The following is a 16,433-nucleotide window of genomic DNA, read 5'->3' as shown; positions in this document are numbered from 1 at the left end:
TCATGGTCCACGGAGGCGTCCCGGCGCACACAATGAGCCACCGACGAACCTGGAAGGAACCGCAGTGGCCGATTACTCACTGACCCTCGACGACTCGGAGATCGCGCGCTACCGGCTCATGGCCGACATCGCCGAGCGGCGTGAACGCGAGTTGTGGGAGACGGCCGGGGTGGCACCCGGGGCGCGGATCGCGGACGTGGGGTGCGGACCGGGCGCGCTGTCCGTGCGGTTGGCGGACATCGTCGGGCCCGACGGCGCCGTGTGGGCGGTGGACCGCGACCCCGACGCGGTGGCCGTCGCCTCCGCGCTCGCCGAACGCTCGAACGTCGTCGTGCACACCGGCGTCGGGTCCGCCGACGCCACCGGGCTGGCCGAGGGCACGTTCGACGTGGTGATGCTCCGTCATGTGCTGGCCCACAACGGTGGCCGGGAGCAGGCGATCGTGGACCATCTCGCCGAGCTGGCCAGGCCCGGCGGCGGCGTGGTGTACCTGGTCGACGTCGACGCGACCGGCTTTCGGCTGCGGGGCGCGCCCGCCGCGTACGACGAGATGGACGAGCGCTACCGCGAACTGCACCGTCGCCGGGGCAACGATCTCGCCGTCGGGACCCGGCTGGACGAACTCCTCACCGCGGCCGGCCTCGGTGTCATCGCCTACGAGGGCCACATCAACGTCATGACGCCCCCGCCCGGTATGCGCGGTCCCGCCTGGGCGGCCCGTGACGCCCTGCTCTCCGAGGGTCTCGTCACCGCGGACGACATCACCCGCTGGGACGACGCGTTCACGGATGTCGGACAGGACCTGACGGGCCTGCGGTTCTTCGGCAACACCTATGTCGCCGTCGGCCGCCGCGCCTGACGGGGTCACTCGAAGGAGCAGCCCGGGTTCGGGGCGTCCTCGGAGAACGGGGAGCCTTGGGGCAGGACGTACAGGACGACCAGGACGAGGGGGGTGTCGCCCAGGTTGCGGCCGATGTGGACGTAGTCGGGGCCGGCCGGTTCCTGGATGCGGTCGCCGGGGCGGTAGACGCCGTCGGTCTCGCAGGTGGAGTCGTAGTGGCTGAGGGTGCCCTGCTTGACGAAGCCGTACAGCGGCCCGTCGTGGTAGTGCCAGCCGGTGGCCTGGCCGGGCGGGATCGTGACCTCCCGCAGGACGTAGTCGGTGCCGTTCGTGGTGGTCCGGCTGAGCACACGGCCCGTGACTCCCGGTCCCGCCGGGGTGGCATGCGCGGTGCCACCCACGACGAGGGCGGCGGCCGTCACCATCCCGGCGACGGCGGTACGGAACGTGCGGCGCATGCGGACCTCCTGCAAGGCGAGCGAAGACGTGGTCATCGCCGTGAACATAGGCCGTAGCAGGGGCCGTTGGGGACTGGATCCGGTGGATCCGCACACGTCCGGTCGAAAGTCGGCGCGTTCTCGTCGACGGGCTGGATCACGCGGGCTTCCGCCTCGCCGGAACGACCTCGCCGGAACGGCCTCACCGGAGCGACCTCGCTGCCCGGCCGAGTGGACCCGGGCGATCGGGGCCCGGCCGCGCGGATGACCCGGCCGGGCAGCGACCGTGTGCGTCAGTCCACGATCATGTCGGGGAGCTTCGCCGGGGTCCGCCCGACGAGCAGGCCACCGAAGTTGCCCTCGACCTCCGCCTTCTCCGCCGCGTTCGGATACGGGTTCGTGCACGCGGTGCCGGCGGCGGAGCCCGACATCAGGCTGGAGCACGGTCCGGGCTTGCGGTCGGGCAGGCCCAGGATGTGCCCGAGTTCGTGGGCGGAGATCCTGATCGTGTCGTAGCCCTGGTCGACGGCCTGGCGCCCGATGTAGACGGTGCCGTTGCCCAGGGTCGTGGGCAGGGCGCGCGGCCAGCCGTTGTCCGCGAGGACCCGGATGTTCGCGCGTTGACCGGTCGCCGCGGGCCGCAGCTCGACGGCGTCGACGCTCTCGTTCCAGATCGCCGCGCCCCGGTCGACGGCGCTCCGGAACTCCGCGGAGCCGGCCGCGTCGTAGGTGAGGACACGGGCGGCCAGGGTCGCGTCGGGAGCAGCGGCCACGGCCTGGCCGCCGGTGAGGGACAGGGACAGGGACACCATCAGGGCCGCTGTCAGGCCGCCGGTCAGCGTACGGACGCGCATGATCGACCTCCTTGTGGGGGGAAGGTTAGTCGTGCTCATGACACTATCGGTTCGCTGCCCGGCCGGGGTGGAGACGAATCCGTCAATCTGCGTGTCCGCGAGCGGAGTTGCCGCGCGGCCCGGCGGGTCGATACGGATCCGCGGGCGGTGCACCGGGGTCGGCCGCTCCGTGAGAGTCTGGCTCCGATCTTGGATCGGCGCGTCGGCGCGTCGGCGCGTCGGCACGGCTGAGTGGTTGCGCTTCGGCGTGTCGACAGGTCGATGAGTCGATGAGTCGATCCACGGGTGTAGAGCCGAAGGACAGGACATGGACATCAACCGGCCGGGGCTGGGCGGGGATCTGCCGGCGGCGGAGGTGCTGTGGGCGCGGTGGGCTTTGGTCGCCGTGCTGGAGGCGACCACCGCGGACGAGGGAGCGGGTGTCCACCGCGCGGGGACCTGGGTGGACGACGAGGGGCTCCATCTGGACGACTCCGGCTGCACGTGGTGGGGCTTCGCGCCGCGCGGTCCGGGGCGGTTCGTGCTGTTCGGAGAGGACGAGTCGAGCGGGGCCAAGTGGCACGAGCCGCCGGTCGACATGCTCGCCGGCGCCCCCGACTGGCTCCCCCACGAGGAGCTCCAGGATCTGCGCTCGGGTGGTCAACTGGGCTGTGTCTACTGGTTCGAGAACGGCGGCTGGTCCCGCGCTCCCTACCCGGCGACCCTCCACGACGACGGACTCGACTGCGGTATGAGCCGCTTCGTCGACCGGAAGCAGGTGCTCAGGACGATCGCCGACGAGGACCACGGCGCCATGCCCACCCATGACGCCGAGACACTGCTGGAGCACGCCGAGGGCTACCGGCTGACGCCGGACCTGTTGATGTCGCTCGTCACCGAACCCGACTGGCGTGAGCTGGACCGGCCCGCCATGACCAGAGCCCTGCTGCGCGCGGGGCTGGACCGGACGTAGACATGTCGCGTGACGCTCGTCTGGCCGCGCACCGCGCCGTTTCCGCGGCGCTGGCGCGGCACGGTGCTCGCGAACTGGGGGAGCTGGTCGACGCCGCCACGCCGCTCGGCTCCGGCATCGGCGGGACGTCGGCGCTGCTGGACGTCGATGGAACACCGGTCTTCGTCAAGCAGGTGCGCCTGACCGATCTGGAGCGACGCCCGGAGCACGCCCGCTCCACGGCGAATCTCTTCGGACTGCCGGTCCACTGCCAGTACGGCGTCGGCAGCGTCGGCGGACCGGGGTTCGGGGCCTGGCGGGAGCTGGCCGTGCACACCATGACGACGAACTGGGTGGTCGCGGGAGACCACGACGGCTTTCCCCTGACACACCACTGGCGCGTCCTCCCCGACGGCGGCCGGCCGCTTCCTGAGGAACTGGCGGACGTGGAACGGGCCGTGGCCTACTGGGGAGGCGGTCGAGGGGTACGCCGCCGGATCGAGGAACTGCGTCGGTCCTCGGCGAGCCTCACCCTGTTCCTGGAGTACATCCCGCACAACCTGCACGACTGGTTGGGCGATCGGATCGGAGCCGGTGGCGAGGCCGCCGAGCGGGCCTGTGCCATGGTGGAGGAGGAGTTGGCGGCCGGCGTGTCGTTCATGAACGACCACGGCCTGCTGCACTTCGACGCGCACTTCCAGAACATCCTGACCGACGGCCGGCGTCTCTACTTCGCCGACTACGGCCTCTCCCTCGCGTCGAGCTTCGAACTCACCCGGGACGAGGCGGAGTTCTACGACGAGCACCGCACCTACGACCGGTGCTACGCGGTCACCCACCTGGTGAACTGGCTGGCCGTCGCGCTGTACGGGTACGCCCCGGAGGAACGTCGGGAGTTCGTGCGCGCCTGCGCCCGGGGAGTGCTTCCGGCGGACCTGCCCGAGACGCTCGCGGCGATCCTGGTGCGGCACGCGCCGGTCGCCGCGGTGATGGGGGAGTTCTACCACCGCTTCCGCCACGAGAGCCGGGCGACCCCGTACCCGCTGGAGGCGCTCCGCCGGGCCCAGCACGGCGACGCGCGGGGCCCGGGGTCCGACGGGTGGGTCAGGGACAGCTGACGCGGGTGTCGCCCGCGTCCGTGGTGCACGTGTCCGTGTTGGGGCCGCCGTTGGCGGTGTCGTTGCCGGAGACGTTGTCGACCGTGTTGAGGTTGTCGGTGCCGTAGTCGCCGATCAGGTTGTCGGTGCCGGGACCCGCGTTGAGGGTGTCGCTGCCGGTTCCGCCGTCGAGGCGGTCGTTGCCGTGGCCGCCGTGGACGGTGTCGTTGCCGGAGCCCGCGTTGACGGTGTCGTCGCCGCCGAGGGCGCAGATCACATCGTTGCCGAAGGTGCCGGTGAGGGTGTCGTTGCCGCTGGTGCCGATGCGGGTGCAGCCACGGGTATTGCTGACCGTGGTGGTCGCGGTGGCGGTGTTGTTCCCGGTGTTCGGGTCGGTCTGCGTGGCGCCGACCGTGGCCCGGTCGGTGAGGGTGCCGGTGGCCCGGGGTTCGGCGGCGATCGTGACCGTGGTGGTGGCCCCGGCGGGCAGAGTGCCCAGGGAACAGTTCGCGCCGGTCGCGGTCGTGGTGCAGGTGCCCGCGGTGGTGGTCGCCGAGACGGCCGAGGCGGGGACCCCGCTGAGCGTGTCGGACAGGGAGACGTTGGTCGCGGAGGTCGTGGTGCTGTGGTTGGTGACCCGCACGGTGTAGGTGGGACGGTCACCGATGGCGGCCGTGGTGGGACCGGACTTCGTCACCGCGAGGTCCACGCCGGCAGGGGGCGGCGGGACACTGCCGCCGCCCTCGAAGCGGGCCAGGGCGAAGTCCGCGTCCGGTCCGCCCCCGCCCGCGGCGACGATGCCGCCGCCGGACTGGAGGGCCACGGCGCGGGCGCTGTCGCTGCCGCCGAAGTCGGCGGTGGCGACGCCCCCGGTGCCGAAGCCGCTGTCCTGGCTGCCGTCGGGGTTGTGGCGCAGCACAGCGAAGTCGCCGTTCGTCCCGCCGACGGTGACGATCCGTCCGTCCGGCTGGAGCAGCATGTCGTCGGCGAAGGCGCCGGGTGTGACGACCCGGCCGTCCCCGTCGAAGCTCGTGTCCAGCGTGCCGTTGGTGGTGTATCGGGCCAGGGCGACCCGGGCGTCGCTGGAGCCGCCTGCGACGATCCTGCCGTCGGGCTGGATCGCCAGTGACCGCACGCCGTCGTAGCCGCCGAAGTCGGTGCGGACGATGCCGGCGGTTCCGAAGCCGTTGTCCACGGTGCCGTCGGTGTCGAGGCGCATCAGCAGGAAGTCGAAGCTGGTCGATCCCACCTCGCCCCCGACAACGATCTTCCCGTCGGACTGCAGTGCCAGGCTGCGGGCGTCGCCGCCCGCCTCCTGCGTGTTCGGCGTCGGGTCGACGGTCACCACTCCGTCGCCGCCGAACGAGGTGTCGGGGGTGCCCTGGTCGTCGAAGCGGGCGAGGGCCACGAGGCCCCCGCTGTAGCCGGCCGCCACGACCCTGCCCTCCGCGTCGATCGCCACGTCGAGGGCCTCGGTCGGGCCGCCGATGTCGGCGAAGACCCTGCCGTCGCCGCTGAAGGTGTCGTCCAGGGTGCCGTCGGCGTTGTAGCGGGCCACCACGAACCAGCAGCAGTCCTCGTACTCCCGCCAGCTCATGCCCACCACGACGATCTTTCCGTCGGGCTGCAGCGTGACGGCGTTGGCCTCGCTCCACTGGAGGCTGGGGCCCATGGTGTTGATCGGGGTCGTGACCCTGCCGTCGCCGTCGAACCCGGTGTCCGGGGTGCCGTCGGGGTTGTGGCGGGCCAGCGCGAAGTGACTCTCCGTCACGGAGTAGTCGGCGGAGGCGCCGACGGACACGATCTTTCCGTCGGGCTGTACCGCCACGTCGTCGGCGTGATCGTCGTCGGAGAAGTGGGTGAGCACCCTCCCGTCGCCGCCGAAGGAGGGATCCAGATCGCCCGGGGCCGCCGCGGCGGTGCCGGGGAAGGACAGGAGGAGTGCCAGGACCGCGGCGGCGACGGTGCCGGACCGGACCGGGAAGGACCGGCGGGAGCGTTCACCGTGCCGCCGCCACGCTGGTCGTGCATGAGGTGTGCGCATGTGCGACAGCCTTCCGCTCTTCGCACACGCGGACGGATGCCGGGTGCGGCATTGCACCCGCCCGGCTGCAACGATTCCATCCGACCGGGTGAGCGCGGTGCGAGGCGGGGACACCGAGCCGGGGCGCGGCACCCGCCCTTCGCTCCGGAACCGAGGTCAGGGCGGACGCCGGCTTCGGGACGGCCGACTCCGTCCGCCGAGGTCGCGAACGGTGGCGGGCGAAGACGACGAGGCGCAGCACCGCGAACCGTGCGGCGCCGGTGAGGGCGGACGCCGACAGGTAGACGGCCTGTTCGAGCACCGCTCCGGGTGTCGCCACCAGCAGATGCAGAACGGACATCGCCCCACAGGTCACCGCGTACGCGGCCGCCGCGGAACCGGCCGACTGCGTGTGCTGGCGCCAGGTCGCGCGCCCGCCCGCGCCGAAGGTGAAGCGGGCGTGCAGCTCGGTGGCGAGCAGCGTGGAGGCGACCGTGATCAGGGCGTTGGCCAGGACCCAGGGGATCCGGGAGGCGAGGGCCGCCACGGCGAAGCTGGAGGCGAGCCCCACTCCCCCGCCGCAGAGCACGAAGCGGGCGAAGGCGGCGCCGGCGCCGGGTGCCGCCCGCCGTCGGCTGTGTGCTGTCCCCATGACCTGGCCCCCTTGAACGCCCACCGTTTCCCGATACGGAAACGCTACGTTGCGTTCAGAATTTCAGCAACGCAATAATTGCGCGCTATCTCAATAGACCCAGCTGAAGGGACATATTTCGTTGCAATGATCCTTGACTCAACGCAACGAACGTGGCCTGTTTCGTTGCAACTGGTGAACGTGAAGGCTATGACTCCAGGGCATGGGCCCCCGGGGCGCAGGCGGCGCGCAGGGTTTCGCGCTCGGCGGCGGGCAGGGTGGCTGCGGAGCCTCGACGGCCGTGGTCGAGCAGGGCGGATCCGGCGTGCAGCCACTGCGGGTCGGGGGCCACGCCGATGAACCGGGCCAGGCGGGTCAACTCTTCGGCGGGGTGGTCCAGGAGGTTCTCGTAGGAGAGGGTGGCGCGGCGGTCCTCGGGAAGCCGACGGAGGAACTCCGTTCCCTCGGTGACGAGTTCGGACCACAGGGCGCCGAAGGTCCGCAGAGGCATGTGCCGGTCGCGTACGAGGGAGGGGTCGAAGCGGTCGTCGAGCAGGGGCGCCAGGTCCGGGGGCAAGGCACGGACGTGCTCGGGCGTCAGGTCGGCGAAGCTGTCGACACCGGAGCGAATCCTGATCTCACGGAGCAGCAAGATCGTGCGGTACCCGGGGTGGCGGCTCATGGACAGGGCGCAGTCCGGGCCGTCGCGGAACATGTGCACGAACCCGGCCTCCGGGAAGGCCTCCCGCAGTCCCGGGGCCCAGCCGGTCGAGTAGCCGGAGCGCTCCACGACGGCGGTGCGTCCGAGACGGTCGCAGAGCAGACCGAACAGGGCCCGGTGGTGCTCGGCGGCGGAACGCTCCGGCCACCGGACCACGGCCGCGCCGAGTTCGTCGAGGAGTGCGTCCGGGTCGTCGGTGAGGTGGGGCAGCACCATCAGGGAGAGGGCGGGGATGTCCGACGTGCGTGCCGAGTACCTGCCGGGGCGTCGGGTGTGGAGGAACTCCGGCAGCGGCAGCCCGCTGCGGATCATCCGCTCGAAGTGCGGCGCGGGTCGGGAGAGCGCCTGCCAGAACTCCTCACCGCCCACCTGCCCGGCGGGGAAGGACGCGTCGCCCACCGAGGCCATGTACTCGTTCAGGCTCAGTACGTCCGGGTGGGCGTTGAGGATGCGGGAGAGCGCCGTCGAGCCGCTGCGCCCCGTGCCGAAGACGAAGGTCAGAGAACGCATGATCCCCTTCCAGGGTGGAGGCGGGTCCCCGCCGGTGGACCCGCCGGTTCAGAGGTGACCGGGGAAGGGTCGCACGTCCAGGACCGAAGCCGACCGGATCGAACGCGGCTTCGAGGAAGGAGAGTTGACCGTTCCGTGGGCGCGTTCCCAGCCCCTTATGATCTTGGGCATGACTGTGCAGAACGTTGACAAGACCCTCTCCCGTAAACAGCGGCTTCAGGAGAAGCAGCGCCGCCAGCTGTCGGTCGTCGACACCGTGGACAAGGCGGAGGGCAAGGTCCGCAAGGCGGAGGCGGAACTCGCCGTGGCCGTCACCGAGGCGGTGCAGGTGTTCGGGGACGAGCAGTCCGCGTCCGAGGCGCTCGACATGTCGGTCGAGGCGATCCGGCGTTTTCTGCACATGGCGCGGAACGAGGCGGCCGACGCCGACACCCCGGCCGAAGCCGCCGCCCAGTCCTGAGCCCCGAGCTCTGGGCCCGGGGCGCGGTGATCGGCGGCGGCTACGGCAGTCGGCCGTGGAGAGGCCCGGCTACGGCGAAGCGGCCGTGGCGAGGCACGGCCGCTACGGCGAGCCGCACGGCGTCGGCCCCAGGGGATGTCAGGGCCTGCGCGGCCTCACCTTGGTGTCGGTGCCGTTCACCCGGACGGTGACCTTGCCCCGGTTCGGCGCCCGGTCGGCCACGATCTCGTAGGACGTGACCTTCCCGTCGCGCCACTCGCAGGTGACGGCGTAGCCGCCACGGGCACGCAGGCCGGTGAAGGAGCCCTTGGGCTTCCACGCCTCCGGCAGGGCGGGCAGCAGGTGGATGCTTCCGTCGTGGCTCTGCAGGAGCATCTCCGCGACGGCTCCCGAGACGCCGAAGTTGCCGTCCATCTGGAAGGGCGGATGGTTGCAGAACAGGTTGGGCAGCGTGTTGTAGGTCAGCAGCCCGCGCAGCATGATCCGGGCCCGGTGCCCGTCACCGAGGCGGGCGAAGAGAGCCGCGCGCCACGGCCAGGTCCATGAGCGGCGGCTGTCGCCCGACACCGTCGCGGCCGTGAACGGGACCCCTTCCCTCTCTCCGCAGCGCGCCTTGAGGGAGACGAGGGCGGCGGCCGCGAAGTCCGGGGTCTTCGGGGTGATCTGGCGCCCCGGGTACACCGCGAACAGGTGCGAGGTGTGGCGGTGGATGTCGGTGGGGCTGTCGATGTCCTCCTGCCACTCCTGCAACTGCCCCCATCTGCCGACCTTGTTCGGCGCCAGGCGGGCCTGCATGTCCGCGACCTTGTCCCGGTAGTCGGGGTCCGCGTCGAGGACCGCCTCGCAGTCGAGGTAGTTCTGGAACAGGTCCCAGATGATCTGCTGGTCGTACATGACGCCGTCCTCGCGCGGCCCGTGCTCCGGGGACCAGCCGTTCGGCGCGACGAGGAGTCCGTCCTCGCGCTCCTTGAGGTGGTCCTCCCAGAACTCGCAGATCTCCTTGATCATCGGGTGGGCGAGGTCGCGCAGATAGGTCAGGTCCTGGGTGAACGCCCAGTGTTCATAGAGGTGTTGGGCGTACCAGGCGCTCGCGACGGTGTTCCACTCCCACGCGTTGCCGCCGAAGGCGCTCTGGCTGGTGCGGGCGGTCCAGCCGCGGGTGTCCGCGCCGAAGGCGTTGCGGGTGGCCACCCGGCTGGGCACCGCGACCTGCTGGATGAACCCGACGAGTGCCTCGTGGCACTCCGGCAGGTTCGTCGTCTCCGCTCCCCAGTAGTTCATCTGGACGTTGATGTTGGTGTGGTAATCGGCGGCCCACGCCGGCTGGTTGCTGTCGTTCCACAGGCCCTGGAGGTTGGCGGGCAGGCCCTTCGGGCGGGAGGAACTGATCAGCAGGTAACGGCCGTAGTCGAACATCGTCTGTTCGAGCGTCGGGTCCTCGCCGCCCGCCGCGTAGCGCGCCAGCCGGGCGTCGGTCGGCAGGGCGGCCACGGCCTCCTCGGAGGTGCCCCAGTCGACCGAGACGCGTTGCATGAGGGCGCGCGTGTCGCTGGTGTGCCGCTTGCGCAGTGCGGCGTAGGAGAGGGCTGCGGCCTTGTCGAGCGCGCGGTCCATGGCCGGCCGCGGATCGGCTCCGCGCCACCCGGCGGCGGCGTCGAGCCGGTAGTCGGTGCGGGCGTCCAGGAGCAGGGTCAGTGTCGTGCATCCGCTGAACCGGAGCACCGACCCGTCGGCGCTGAAGTCTCCGTCGGTGTGCACGGCCCGGACGGCGCACGCGTGCTTGAGGCCGTTGCCCATGACACCGCTGAAGGCGATCCGGCGGGCGTCGGCGTCCACGGTCGTCGGGGCCTGGTCCTGAGCGGAGGTCAGCGAGATCGCTCCGGAGAGACCCTCGGCCGCCTCCGTCGTGTACCGGAAGACCATGACGTCGGCGGCGCGGCCGGCGAAGGCCTCCCGGACGACGCGCCGTCCCGGTGCGCCGAAGCGGGTGACGTGGACGCCGTCGACGAGGTCGAGGGTGCGCCGGTAGTCGACGACCATGGGCCGGGTGCGGGTGTCGAAGTCCTCACCGGCCAGGGCGATCTCGGCGATCCCGCAGCCGTCGGCGGTGGCGTCGGGCGTCAGGGTGAGCCGGTAGACGCGGTAGGCGGTGCCGTTGGTGAACCGGAAGGTCCGGCTCTCGCCACGTTCGGCGAAGGGCGTGCCGGGCCGCCGCGTGTCGAGGGTGACCCAGGTGCTCCCGTCCTTCGACGCCTCCAGCGTCCATTGCCGGGGGTCCTCCCGCGGGCGGCTCGGGGCCGCGGTCAGGGTGTACGAGGTGACGGCGACCGCGCGGGGCAGGTCGGCCTGCCAGACGAGCGCGGGTGAGGTGCCCGTGACCCGCCAGACGGTGGCCGGATCGCCGTCCACGGAGCGTGAGACGTCCGTGGACCGGGCACCTGAGGCGGGACCGGTGCCGGTGCCGGTTCCGGTGCCGTGGGAGGAACCGCCCAAGTGCCCGCTCGGCGAGGACAGGTACACCGCCTCGGACGCGCCGAGGTCCACGCCGGTCAGGCCGATCTCGCCGACCTGGAAGTGGCTGACGCCGGCCTTGGGGACGAAGTCGAACCGGTAGAAGCGGTAGGCCGCCGGGTCCGCGCAGGTGAACCGCTTCGTCTGGAGGCGGCTCTCGAAGGGCGCCGGGAGCGTGCGGCTGTCCAGCACGGTCCAGGCGGCGCCGTCGGCGGAACCGGAGAGCGTCCACTCCTGCGGGTCGCGCTGCGGCACGTCGTCGGCACTCGTCAGCCGGTACGAGGCGACCTCCACGGGAGCGGGGAGCTCGACCTGCCACCGCACCCTCGAGCCGGGTCCCTCGACGCACCACTTGGTGCCCGTCTCGCCGTCGTACGACTTGTCGACGCCCTCCGAAGGGGAGCTGCTGTACGGTCCCCCCGGCGCGGTGACCCTGGCCCGCGGCGCGGCGGCGAAGGTGATGACGAGGTCACCGAAGTCCCGGTACGAACCGAAGCCGTTCATGCCGGTGTCGAACTCGCTGTCCGGCTTGCCGGCGAGGGCGTTGTCGTAGTCGTTCACCCCGCCCCACAGGCTCTGCTCGTTGAACTGGACGCGCTCCTCGTGGGGATCGGCGAAGAGCATGGCGCCGAGCCGGCCGTTGCCGATCGGCAGGGCCTGCGACTCCCAGTTCCTGGCGGGGACGGTGTAGCTCAGGGCGTCGCGCGACAGGGTGGGCCGGCGGAGAGCCTCCGAGGCGCTGGTCCCGGCGGCGGGCTGTGCCGAGGCGGTGGTGCCCGTCAGTCCGGTGGCCAGAGGTGCGAAGGCGAGGGCACCGCCGAACTTGAGGAGGCTTCGTCTCTGCGGTTCGGATGCATCGATCACTATGAGATCTCCAGGCCCAATCATCGGCTCTTTCACGGCAGTTGTGGCACCACATCGACCTCGGTCGGGGGCACGATCATCGTTGCCGGAAAATACATCGGATGTCTAGGGGTCTGCGCGAACACCAGCGGAAGGGCAGCGGCACAATGACGCCATGTCACGCCACCCGGGCCCCAACTGCCCACCGTCATCGGCCCCTTGGGCGTGCCAGGAGAGGACCACGTGAGCGAGAACGAGGCCAGCGACACCGCGCGCGAGCGCCCCGACACCAGCACGGCGCACAACGCCCGCGTCTGGAACCACTGGCAGGGCGGCACGGACAACTACGAGGTCGACCGGCAGGTCGGCGACCACGTCGCCGGCATCATCCCCGTCATCCGCGACATCGCCTCCGCCGACCGGCGCTTCCTCGTCCGCGCGGTGCGCCATCTGGCCGAGGAGCGAGGGACACGCCAGTTCCTGGACATCGGCACCGGGCTGCCCGCGCTGGAGAACACCCACGAGATCGCCCAGCGCGTCGCACCCTCGTCGAGGATCGTGTACGTCGACAACGACCCGGTCGTCCTCGCGGACGCCCGCACCCGGCTGACCAGCACCGAGGAGGGCGCCACGGCCTACATCGACGCCGACGCGCACGACCCGGACACGATCCTGCGCATCGCCGGAGAGACGCTCGACTTCGGCGAGCCCGTCGCGCTGATGCTCCTCGGCATCCTCAACTTCGTCCTCGACGACGCCGAGGCCCGCGCCATCGCCCACCGGCTCCTCGAACCACTCGCCCCCGGCAGCTTCCTCGTGCTGACGCACCCCACCACCGAGCCCGAACTCGGCGGCGACCTCCAGTTGGAGGCCATGGAGTTCTGGAACGCCCACGCCAAGCCACCGGTCACCGCGCGCGGCGGCGCGGAGATCGCCCGCTACTTCGACGGTCTCACCCTCCTGGAGCCGGGTCTCGTCCCGTGTTCGCTGTGGCGTCCCGACCCCGGCGACGAGCCCACGGTCGTACCGCAGTTGGGGGCGGTGGCGCAAAAGCCCTGACCACGGCCGCCACCTGGTGCCAGGGCCGGGCGGCGGGGTCGACGAGGGCACGGCGAGGTTGCCTGTCGCGGGGCACTAGCCCCGAGGGCGGTTGCGGCTCCAGGTCGTGGAGGAGACGGCGAGGACCGAGAGGAGGACGAGGGCGGCGGCCGGGCCCAGGACGGTCCAGGGGGCCAGTTCCGCGTAGGGCTGGTTCTCCGCGAGGAGGCGGCCCCACTCGGGGGTGGGCGGCTGTTCGCCCAGGCCGAGGAAGCCGAGGGAGGCGAGGACGAGGACCGTGGTGGGCAGGCGGAGCAGGGCGTTGCGCACCAGGGCGGGCACGACCGCGGGCAGCAGGTGGTGGCGCAGGAGGTAGGAGGGGCCCGCGCCGAAGGAGATCGACGCGAGGAGGTGCCCGCTGGCCCTTTCCTGTTCCAGCAGGGCGGCGGTCTGGGCGGCGTACGGAGTCCAGGCCACCACACACACCGCGCACGCGGCGCCCCAGACCGACGGGCCGGTCACGGCGGTGGTGAGCAGTCCGGCGAGGACGGCCGGCATCGTCGAGACCACTTCGGTCAGGCCCGACCCCAGCTGTGCGGTCGTGCCGATCAGCAGTCCGATGAGGGCGCTGACCACGGTGACCGCGAGGGCCACGCCGGCCGTGCGCAGGGCTCCGTGACCCAGCCGGGCCAGCAGGTCGCGGCCCAGCGAGTCGGTGCCGAGGGGGTGCGCGAAGGAGGGGGGCATCAGTCTGGCCGTCGTCTCGACGTGCGACGGGTCGCGCAGGAGGCCGGCCACGACCAGGGCGAGGAGGGTCGCGGCGCAGAGGCCGAGGACCCAGGGCAGCGACCGGGGTCGCGGGAGCCTCGGCGGGTGCAGGGCGGGCAGGGCACCGTCGCGCAGGGCGGGGCCGAGCAGGGCGTGCCGCAGGACCTGGATCAGGAAGCCGGCGCAGACGCCGAGCAGGACCAGGGTCAGCGTCGCGGTCTGCAGCGGCGGCATGTCCTGGGCGGTGGCCGCGTCCAGCGAGAGACGGCCGAGACCCGGGATGTTGAAGATCTTCTCGACCGCGACCGCGCCGCCGACCAGGGCGACGACGGTCGGCAGGAGTTGCGGGAGGACACCGGCGAGGGCGCTGCGCAGTGCGGTGCGCGCGATACGGCTACCCGAACATCCGTGAGCGCGCCAGGTCCGCGCCCAGGGTTCGTTGAAGGCGGCGGGCAGTGCCTGGTCGAGCAGTCCGCCGATCATGGCGCCGGAGGGGACGCCGAGGGCGAGGGCGGGCAGCACCATCGACCGGGGCCCCTCCCACCCCTGGGAGGGGAACCAGCCGAGCCACACCCCGCAGACGGTCGCGAGCAGCGAGGCGAGCAGGAACTTGGGCAGTGCCGCCGCCACGGCGGCCGCGGTGCCCGCACGCTTCTGCCGCAGTTCGCGCCGGGATCCGAGGTACAGGGTGCGGGCGCAGACCAGCGCGGCCACCGCGATCGTGACCGCCAGCGCGCCGAGCATGAGCGTGACGGAGACCGCGAGGGCCGTGGTCACCTGGGGCAGAACCGGTTCGCCCGACACCCAGGAGGTGCCCGCGTCGCCGTGCGCCAGACCGCTCAGCCATCGTCCGAGATGGGCGAACGGCCCCTCGTCCAGGCCCAGTTGCTCGCGTATGGCGGACAGCTGGGCCGGGGTCGGGTCCTGGTCGGCGGCGCGGGCGCGCAGCACGGTGAGGGCGGGGTCGATGCCGGACAGCCAGGGCAGGAAGGCCACGGCCGTCAGCAGCGCCGTCCCGGCGGCGACGCGGCCGGCGCCCGTACGCCACCGGGTGGGCAGGCCCCGCACGCCGGCCGACGACGTGGTGGTCATCGGCGGTTACTTCAGTCGGGTGTCGACGTCGACCAGCGAGCGCTCACGGGGGTCGAGGAGGACGCCCTCGACGTCGTCGGAGATGCCCTGGACGACCTTCTCGTGGACCAGCGGCACGACGGCGTCGGTGCGCAGGATCTCCGCCTCGGCCCGCATGATCTTCTCCTGCCGCTCGGCCGTGTCGCCTTCCTCGGCGGCGGACTTGATGGCCCGGTCGACCTCGGCGTCCTTCAGGCCCGCGATGTTGTAGACGCCGTCGCCGGTGTAGTCACTGGCGAGGTACGCGACCGCGTCGCCGGTGTCGAGGAGCGTGACCCGGGAGAAGACGAGGGCGTCGTACTCGCCGGCGAGGAGGTCGGCCTCCATCTGGGTGTACTCGCGCACGTCCTGCTTCACCGTGAACCCGGCCTTCTCCAGCTGCTGTTGGAGGACGGTGGCGGCCTCGGGGAGTTCGGCGCGGTTGGTGTACGTGGCCAGGCGCAGCGTCCGGCCCTTCGTCCCGGTCCTCACCTGTGCGGTGGTCGCGGCCTTCGCCCGGCCGGTCACCTCGACCCGCCGGTCGGCGGCCCAGGGGACGGCCGGCCCGAACAGGCCCTGCGCGGGGTCGGCGTAGCCGCCGAAGACGGAGTCGACGAGGACTTCGCCGTCCACCGCCTCACGGGCCGCGGCACGCAGACCGGCGTCGGTGAAGAGGCCGCTGCCGGTGTTGAGGACGAGGCTGTCGGTGCGCACGGAGGGCACTTCGTGACGGGTGTTCTCGTCGAGGAGCTTCGCCTGGGCGGTGGGGATCCACTCGGCTATGTCGACGTCGCCGCCGCGCAGGGCGTTGGCGCGTGCGGTTCCGTCGGCGATCCACGTGACATCGATGCCGGACGCCTTGGCCTTGCCGCCCCAGTACCCGTCGTAGCGGCTGAGCTTGGCCTTGGTCTTTCCGGTGAGCCGGGTGATCTCGAAGGGGCCGGTGCCGGTGCCCACGGGGCTGACGGTGCCGTCGTCGGCGTACGCCTTCTCGGCGAGGATGCCGAGGGCGGGGCTGGCGAGCCGCAGCGGGAGGACCGGGTCGGCGGTCTTGGTGGTGATGGTGACGGTGTCGGCGTCATCGGCCTGCGCGGTGAGCGTCACGTCGCTCAGCACCCGCGGCTTGGTCTTGGCCTCGTTCGCGTGGTCGAGGGCGCTCACGACCGACTCGGCGGTGACGTCGGTGCCGTCCTGGAACGTGGCCTCGCGCAACTCGAAGACCCAGGTCGTGGCGTTCTTCCGGGTCCAGGACTTCGCCAGGGCGGGGGCGGCGGCGCCGTCCTCGTCAAGGGCGGTGAGGCCTTCGGCGACGGAGAGCTTGCTGAGCACGGTGGCGTCGTTGCTGTACGGCGACAGGGCCTGCACCGGTGGCACCGCGAGGGCTATCCGCAGGCGGCCCGCGGCCCCCGACCCGTCACTCGCACCGGATCCCTCCTCGCCTGCGGCGAAGCAACCGGCCAGCAGCGGGGTGAGGGTGAGGGCTGCCAGGAGGCGGCGGGGAGTGGCGGTGCGCATGGTCGTCCTGTCTTGCGGAGAGCGGATCGATCAAGAATATAAGGGAAGCCTTACCAATCTTTCATGGCAGGGTGGGTGAGGATACGCACTTTCTGCGACGACCGGCAGGACGAACCGCATACCGGACACCGCCGAAACCGTTG

General features: G+C 71.7%; 12 protein-coding genes and 1 pseudogene. 5 read left to right on the top strand and 8 right to left on the bottom strand.

Features of this window, described 5'->3' with window-relative positions; translation table 11 throughout:
* The first annotated feature begins 64 nt into the window (after positions 1 to 64).
* Positions 65 to 859: a methyltransferase domain-containing protein gene (locus tag RM704_RS01095; protein ID WP_033528757.1), complete on the top strand. Its 795-nt coding sequence runs from the start codon at positions 65 to 67 to the stop codon at positions 857 to 859.
* A 5-nt stretch (positions 860 to 864) separates the two neighbouring features.
* On the opposite strand, the gene RM704_RS01090 is transcribed toward RM704_RS01095, so the two are convergent.
* Together RM704_RS01090 and RM704_RS01085 are read right to left on the bottom strand one after the other, a co-directional pair.
* A complete protein-coding gene (locus RM704_RS01090) occupies positions 865 to 1,299 on the bottom strand; it encodes a cupin domain-containing protein (protein ID WP_033528871.1) in 435 nt (144 codons plus the stop codon).
* A gap of 272 nt (positions 1,300 to 1,571) precedes the next feature.
* Positions 1,572 to 2,132, bottom strand: a complete 561-nt coding sequence (locus RM704_RS01085; protein WP_033528756.1) for a snapalysin family zinc-dependent metalloprotease — start codon at positions 2,130 to 2,132, stop codon at positions 1,572 to 1,574.
* A gap of 307 nt (positions 2,133 to 2,439) precedes the next feature.
* Between RM704_RS01085 and RM704_RS01080 the strand changes: the two genes are divergently transcribed.
* Together RM704_RS01080 and RM704_RS01075 are read left to right on the top strand one after the other, a co-directional pair.
* Positions 2,440 to 3,084: a hypothetical protein gene (locus RM704_RS01080; RefSeq protein WP_033528755.1), complete on the top strand. Its 645-nt coding sequence runs from the start codon at positions 2,440 to 2,442 to the stop codon at positions 3,082 to 3,084.
* Positions 3,085 to 3,086: 2 nt separating this feature from the next.
* Positions 3,087 to 4,181, top strand: a complete 1,095-nt coding sequence (locus RM704_RS01075) for a protein kinase family protein (protein WP_052146170.1) — start codon at positions 3,087 to 3,089, stop codon at positions 4,179 to 4,181.
* Here RM704_RS01075 and RM704_RS01070 read toward each other — a convergent pair.
* From RM704_RS01070 to RM704_RS01060, 3 genes and pseudogenes are all read right to left on the bottom strand, one after another.
* Positions 4,168 to 6,204 (bottom strand): DUF11 domain-containing protein, encoded by a 2,037-nt coding sequence (locus tag RM704_RS01070; protein ID WP_033528754.1) that lies wholly within the window; start codon positions 6,202 to 6,204, stop codon positions 4,168 to 4,170. The genes RM704_RS01075 and RM704_RS01070 overlap by 14 nt on opposite strands.
* 190 nt (positions 6,205 to 6,394) lie before the next feature.
* A pseudogene (locus tag RM704_RS01065) lies at positions 6,395 to 6,835 on the bottom strand (GtrA domain-containing protein); the annotation flags it as partial.
* Positions 6,836 to 7,022: 187 nt separating this feature from the next.
* Positions 7,023 to 8,045, bottom strand: coding sequence for a sulfotransferase (locus tag RM704_RS01060; RefSeq protein WP_033528753.1), 1,023 nt, complete (start codon positions 8,043 to 8,045; stop codon positions 7,023 to 7,025).
* A 169-nt stretch (positions 8,046 to 8,214) separates the two neighbouring features.
* Between RM704_RS01060 and RM704_RS01055 the strand changes: the two genes are divergently transcribed.
* Complete coding sequence (locus tag RM704_RS01055; protein WP_107072333.1) at positions 8,215 to 8,505, top strand: hypothetical protein; 291 nt, start codon at positions 8,215 to 8,217, stop codon at positions 8,503 to 8,505.
* Between the two features lie 138 nt (positions 8,506 to 8,643).
* Here the strand turns inward: RM704_RS01055 and RM704_RS01050 are convergent, their stop codons facing one another.
* Entirely contained in the window at positions 8,644 to 11,880 is a 3,237-nt protein-coding gene (locus tag RM704_RS01050) for a glycosyl hydrolase family 95 catalytic domain-containing protein (protein WP_033528751.1), read from the bottom strand.
* 222 nt (positions 11,881 to 12,102) lie between these two features.
* Here RM704_RS01050 and RM704_RS01045 point away from each other — a divergent pair, with 222 nt between their 5' ends.
* Positions 12,103 to 12,918: an SAM-dependent methyltransferase gene (locus RM704_RS01045; protein WP_033528750.1), complete on the top strand. Its 816-nt coding sequence runs from the start codon at positions 12,103 to 12,105 to the stop codon at positions 12,916 to 12,918.
* A gap of 75 nt (positions 12,919 to 12,993) precedes the next feature.
* Here the strand turns inward: RM704_RS01045 and RM704_RS01040 are convergent, their stop codons facing one another.
* Together RM704_RS01040 and RM704_RS01035 are read right to left on the bottom strand one after the other, a co-directional pair.
* Positions 12,994 to 14,757: an ABC transporter permease subunit gene (locus tag RM704_RS01040; RefSeq protein WP_033528749.1), complete on the bottom strand. Its 1,764-nt coding sequence runs from the start codon at positions 14,755 to 14,757 to the stop codon at positions 12,994 to 12,996.
* A 6-nt stretch (positions 14,758 to 14,763) separates the two neighbouring features.
* Positions 14,764 to 16,290, bottom strand: a complete 1,527-nt coding sequence (locus RM704_RS01035; protein ID WP_033528748.1) for an ABC transporter substrate-binding protein — start codon at positions 16,288 to 16,290, stop codon at positions 14,764 to 14,766.
* Positions 16,291 to 16,433: the final 143 nt, after the last annotated feature.

Origin of the sequence: Streptomyces gottesmaniae, from assembly GCF_031845845.1 — a bacterium.
GTDB classification, from domain to species: Bacteria; Actinomycetota; Actinomycetes; order Streptomycetales; family Streptomycetaceae; genus Streptomyces; species Streptomyces akebiae.
This window is presented reverse-complemented; position numbering and strand designations above follow the sequence as displayed.

Bases quoted from the DNA above. Each gene is read 5' to 3' on its own strand.
- RM704_RS01090 (WP_033528871.1), bottom strand. From the start codon at position 1,299: ATGCGCCGCACGTTCCGTACCGCCGTCGCCGGGATGGTGACGGCCGCC.
- RM704_RS01075 (WP_052146170.1), top strand. From the start codon at position 3,087: ATGTCGCGTGACGCTCGTCTGGCCGCGCACCGCGCCGTTTCCGCGGCG.
- RM704_RS01040 (WP_033528749.1), bottom strand. From the start codon at position 14,757: ATGACCACCACGTCGTCGGCCGGCGTGCGGGGCCTGCCCACCCGGTGG.
- RM704_RS01070 (WP_033528754.1), bottom strand. From the start codon at position 6,204: ATGCGCACACCTCATGCACGACCAGCGTGGCGGCGGCACGGTGAACGC.
- RM704_RS01080 (WP_033528755.1), top strand. From the start codon at position 2,440: ATGGACATCAACCGGCCGGGGCTGGGCGGGGATCTGCCGGCGGCGGAG.
- RM704_RS01085 (WP_033528756.1), bottom strand. From the start codon at position 2,132: ATGCGCGTCCGTACGCTGACCGGCGGCCTGACAGCGGCCCTGATGGTG.
- RM704_RS01035 (WP_033528748.1), bottom strand. From the start codon at position 16,290: ATGCGCACCGCCACTCCCCGCCGCCTCCTGGCAGCCCTCACCCTCACC.
- RM704_RS01060 (WP_033528753.1), bottom strand. From the start codon at position 8,045: ATGCGTTCTCTGACCTTCGTCTTCGGCACGGGGCGCAGCGGCTCGACG.
- RM704_RS01055 (WP_107072333.1), top strand. From the start codon at position 8,215: ATGACTGTGCAGAACGTTGACAAGACCCTCTCCCGTAAACAGCGGCTT.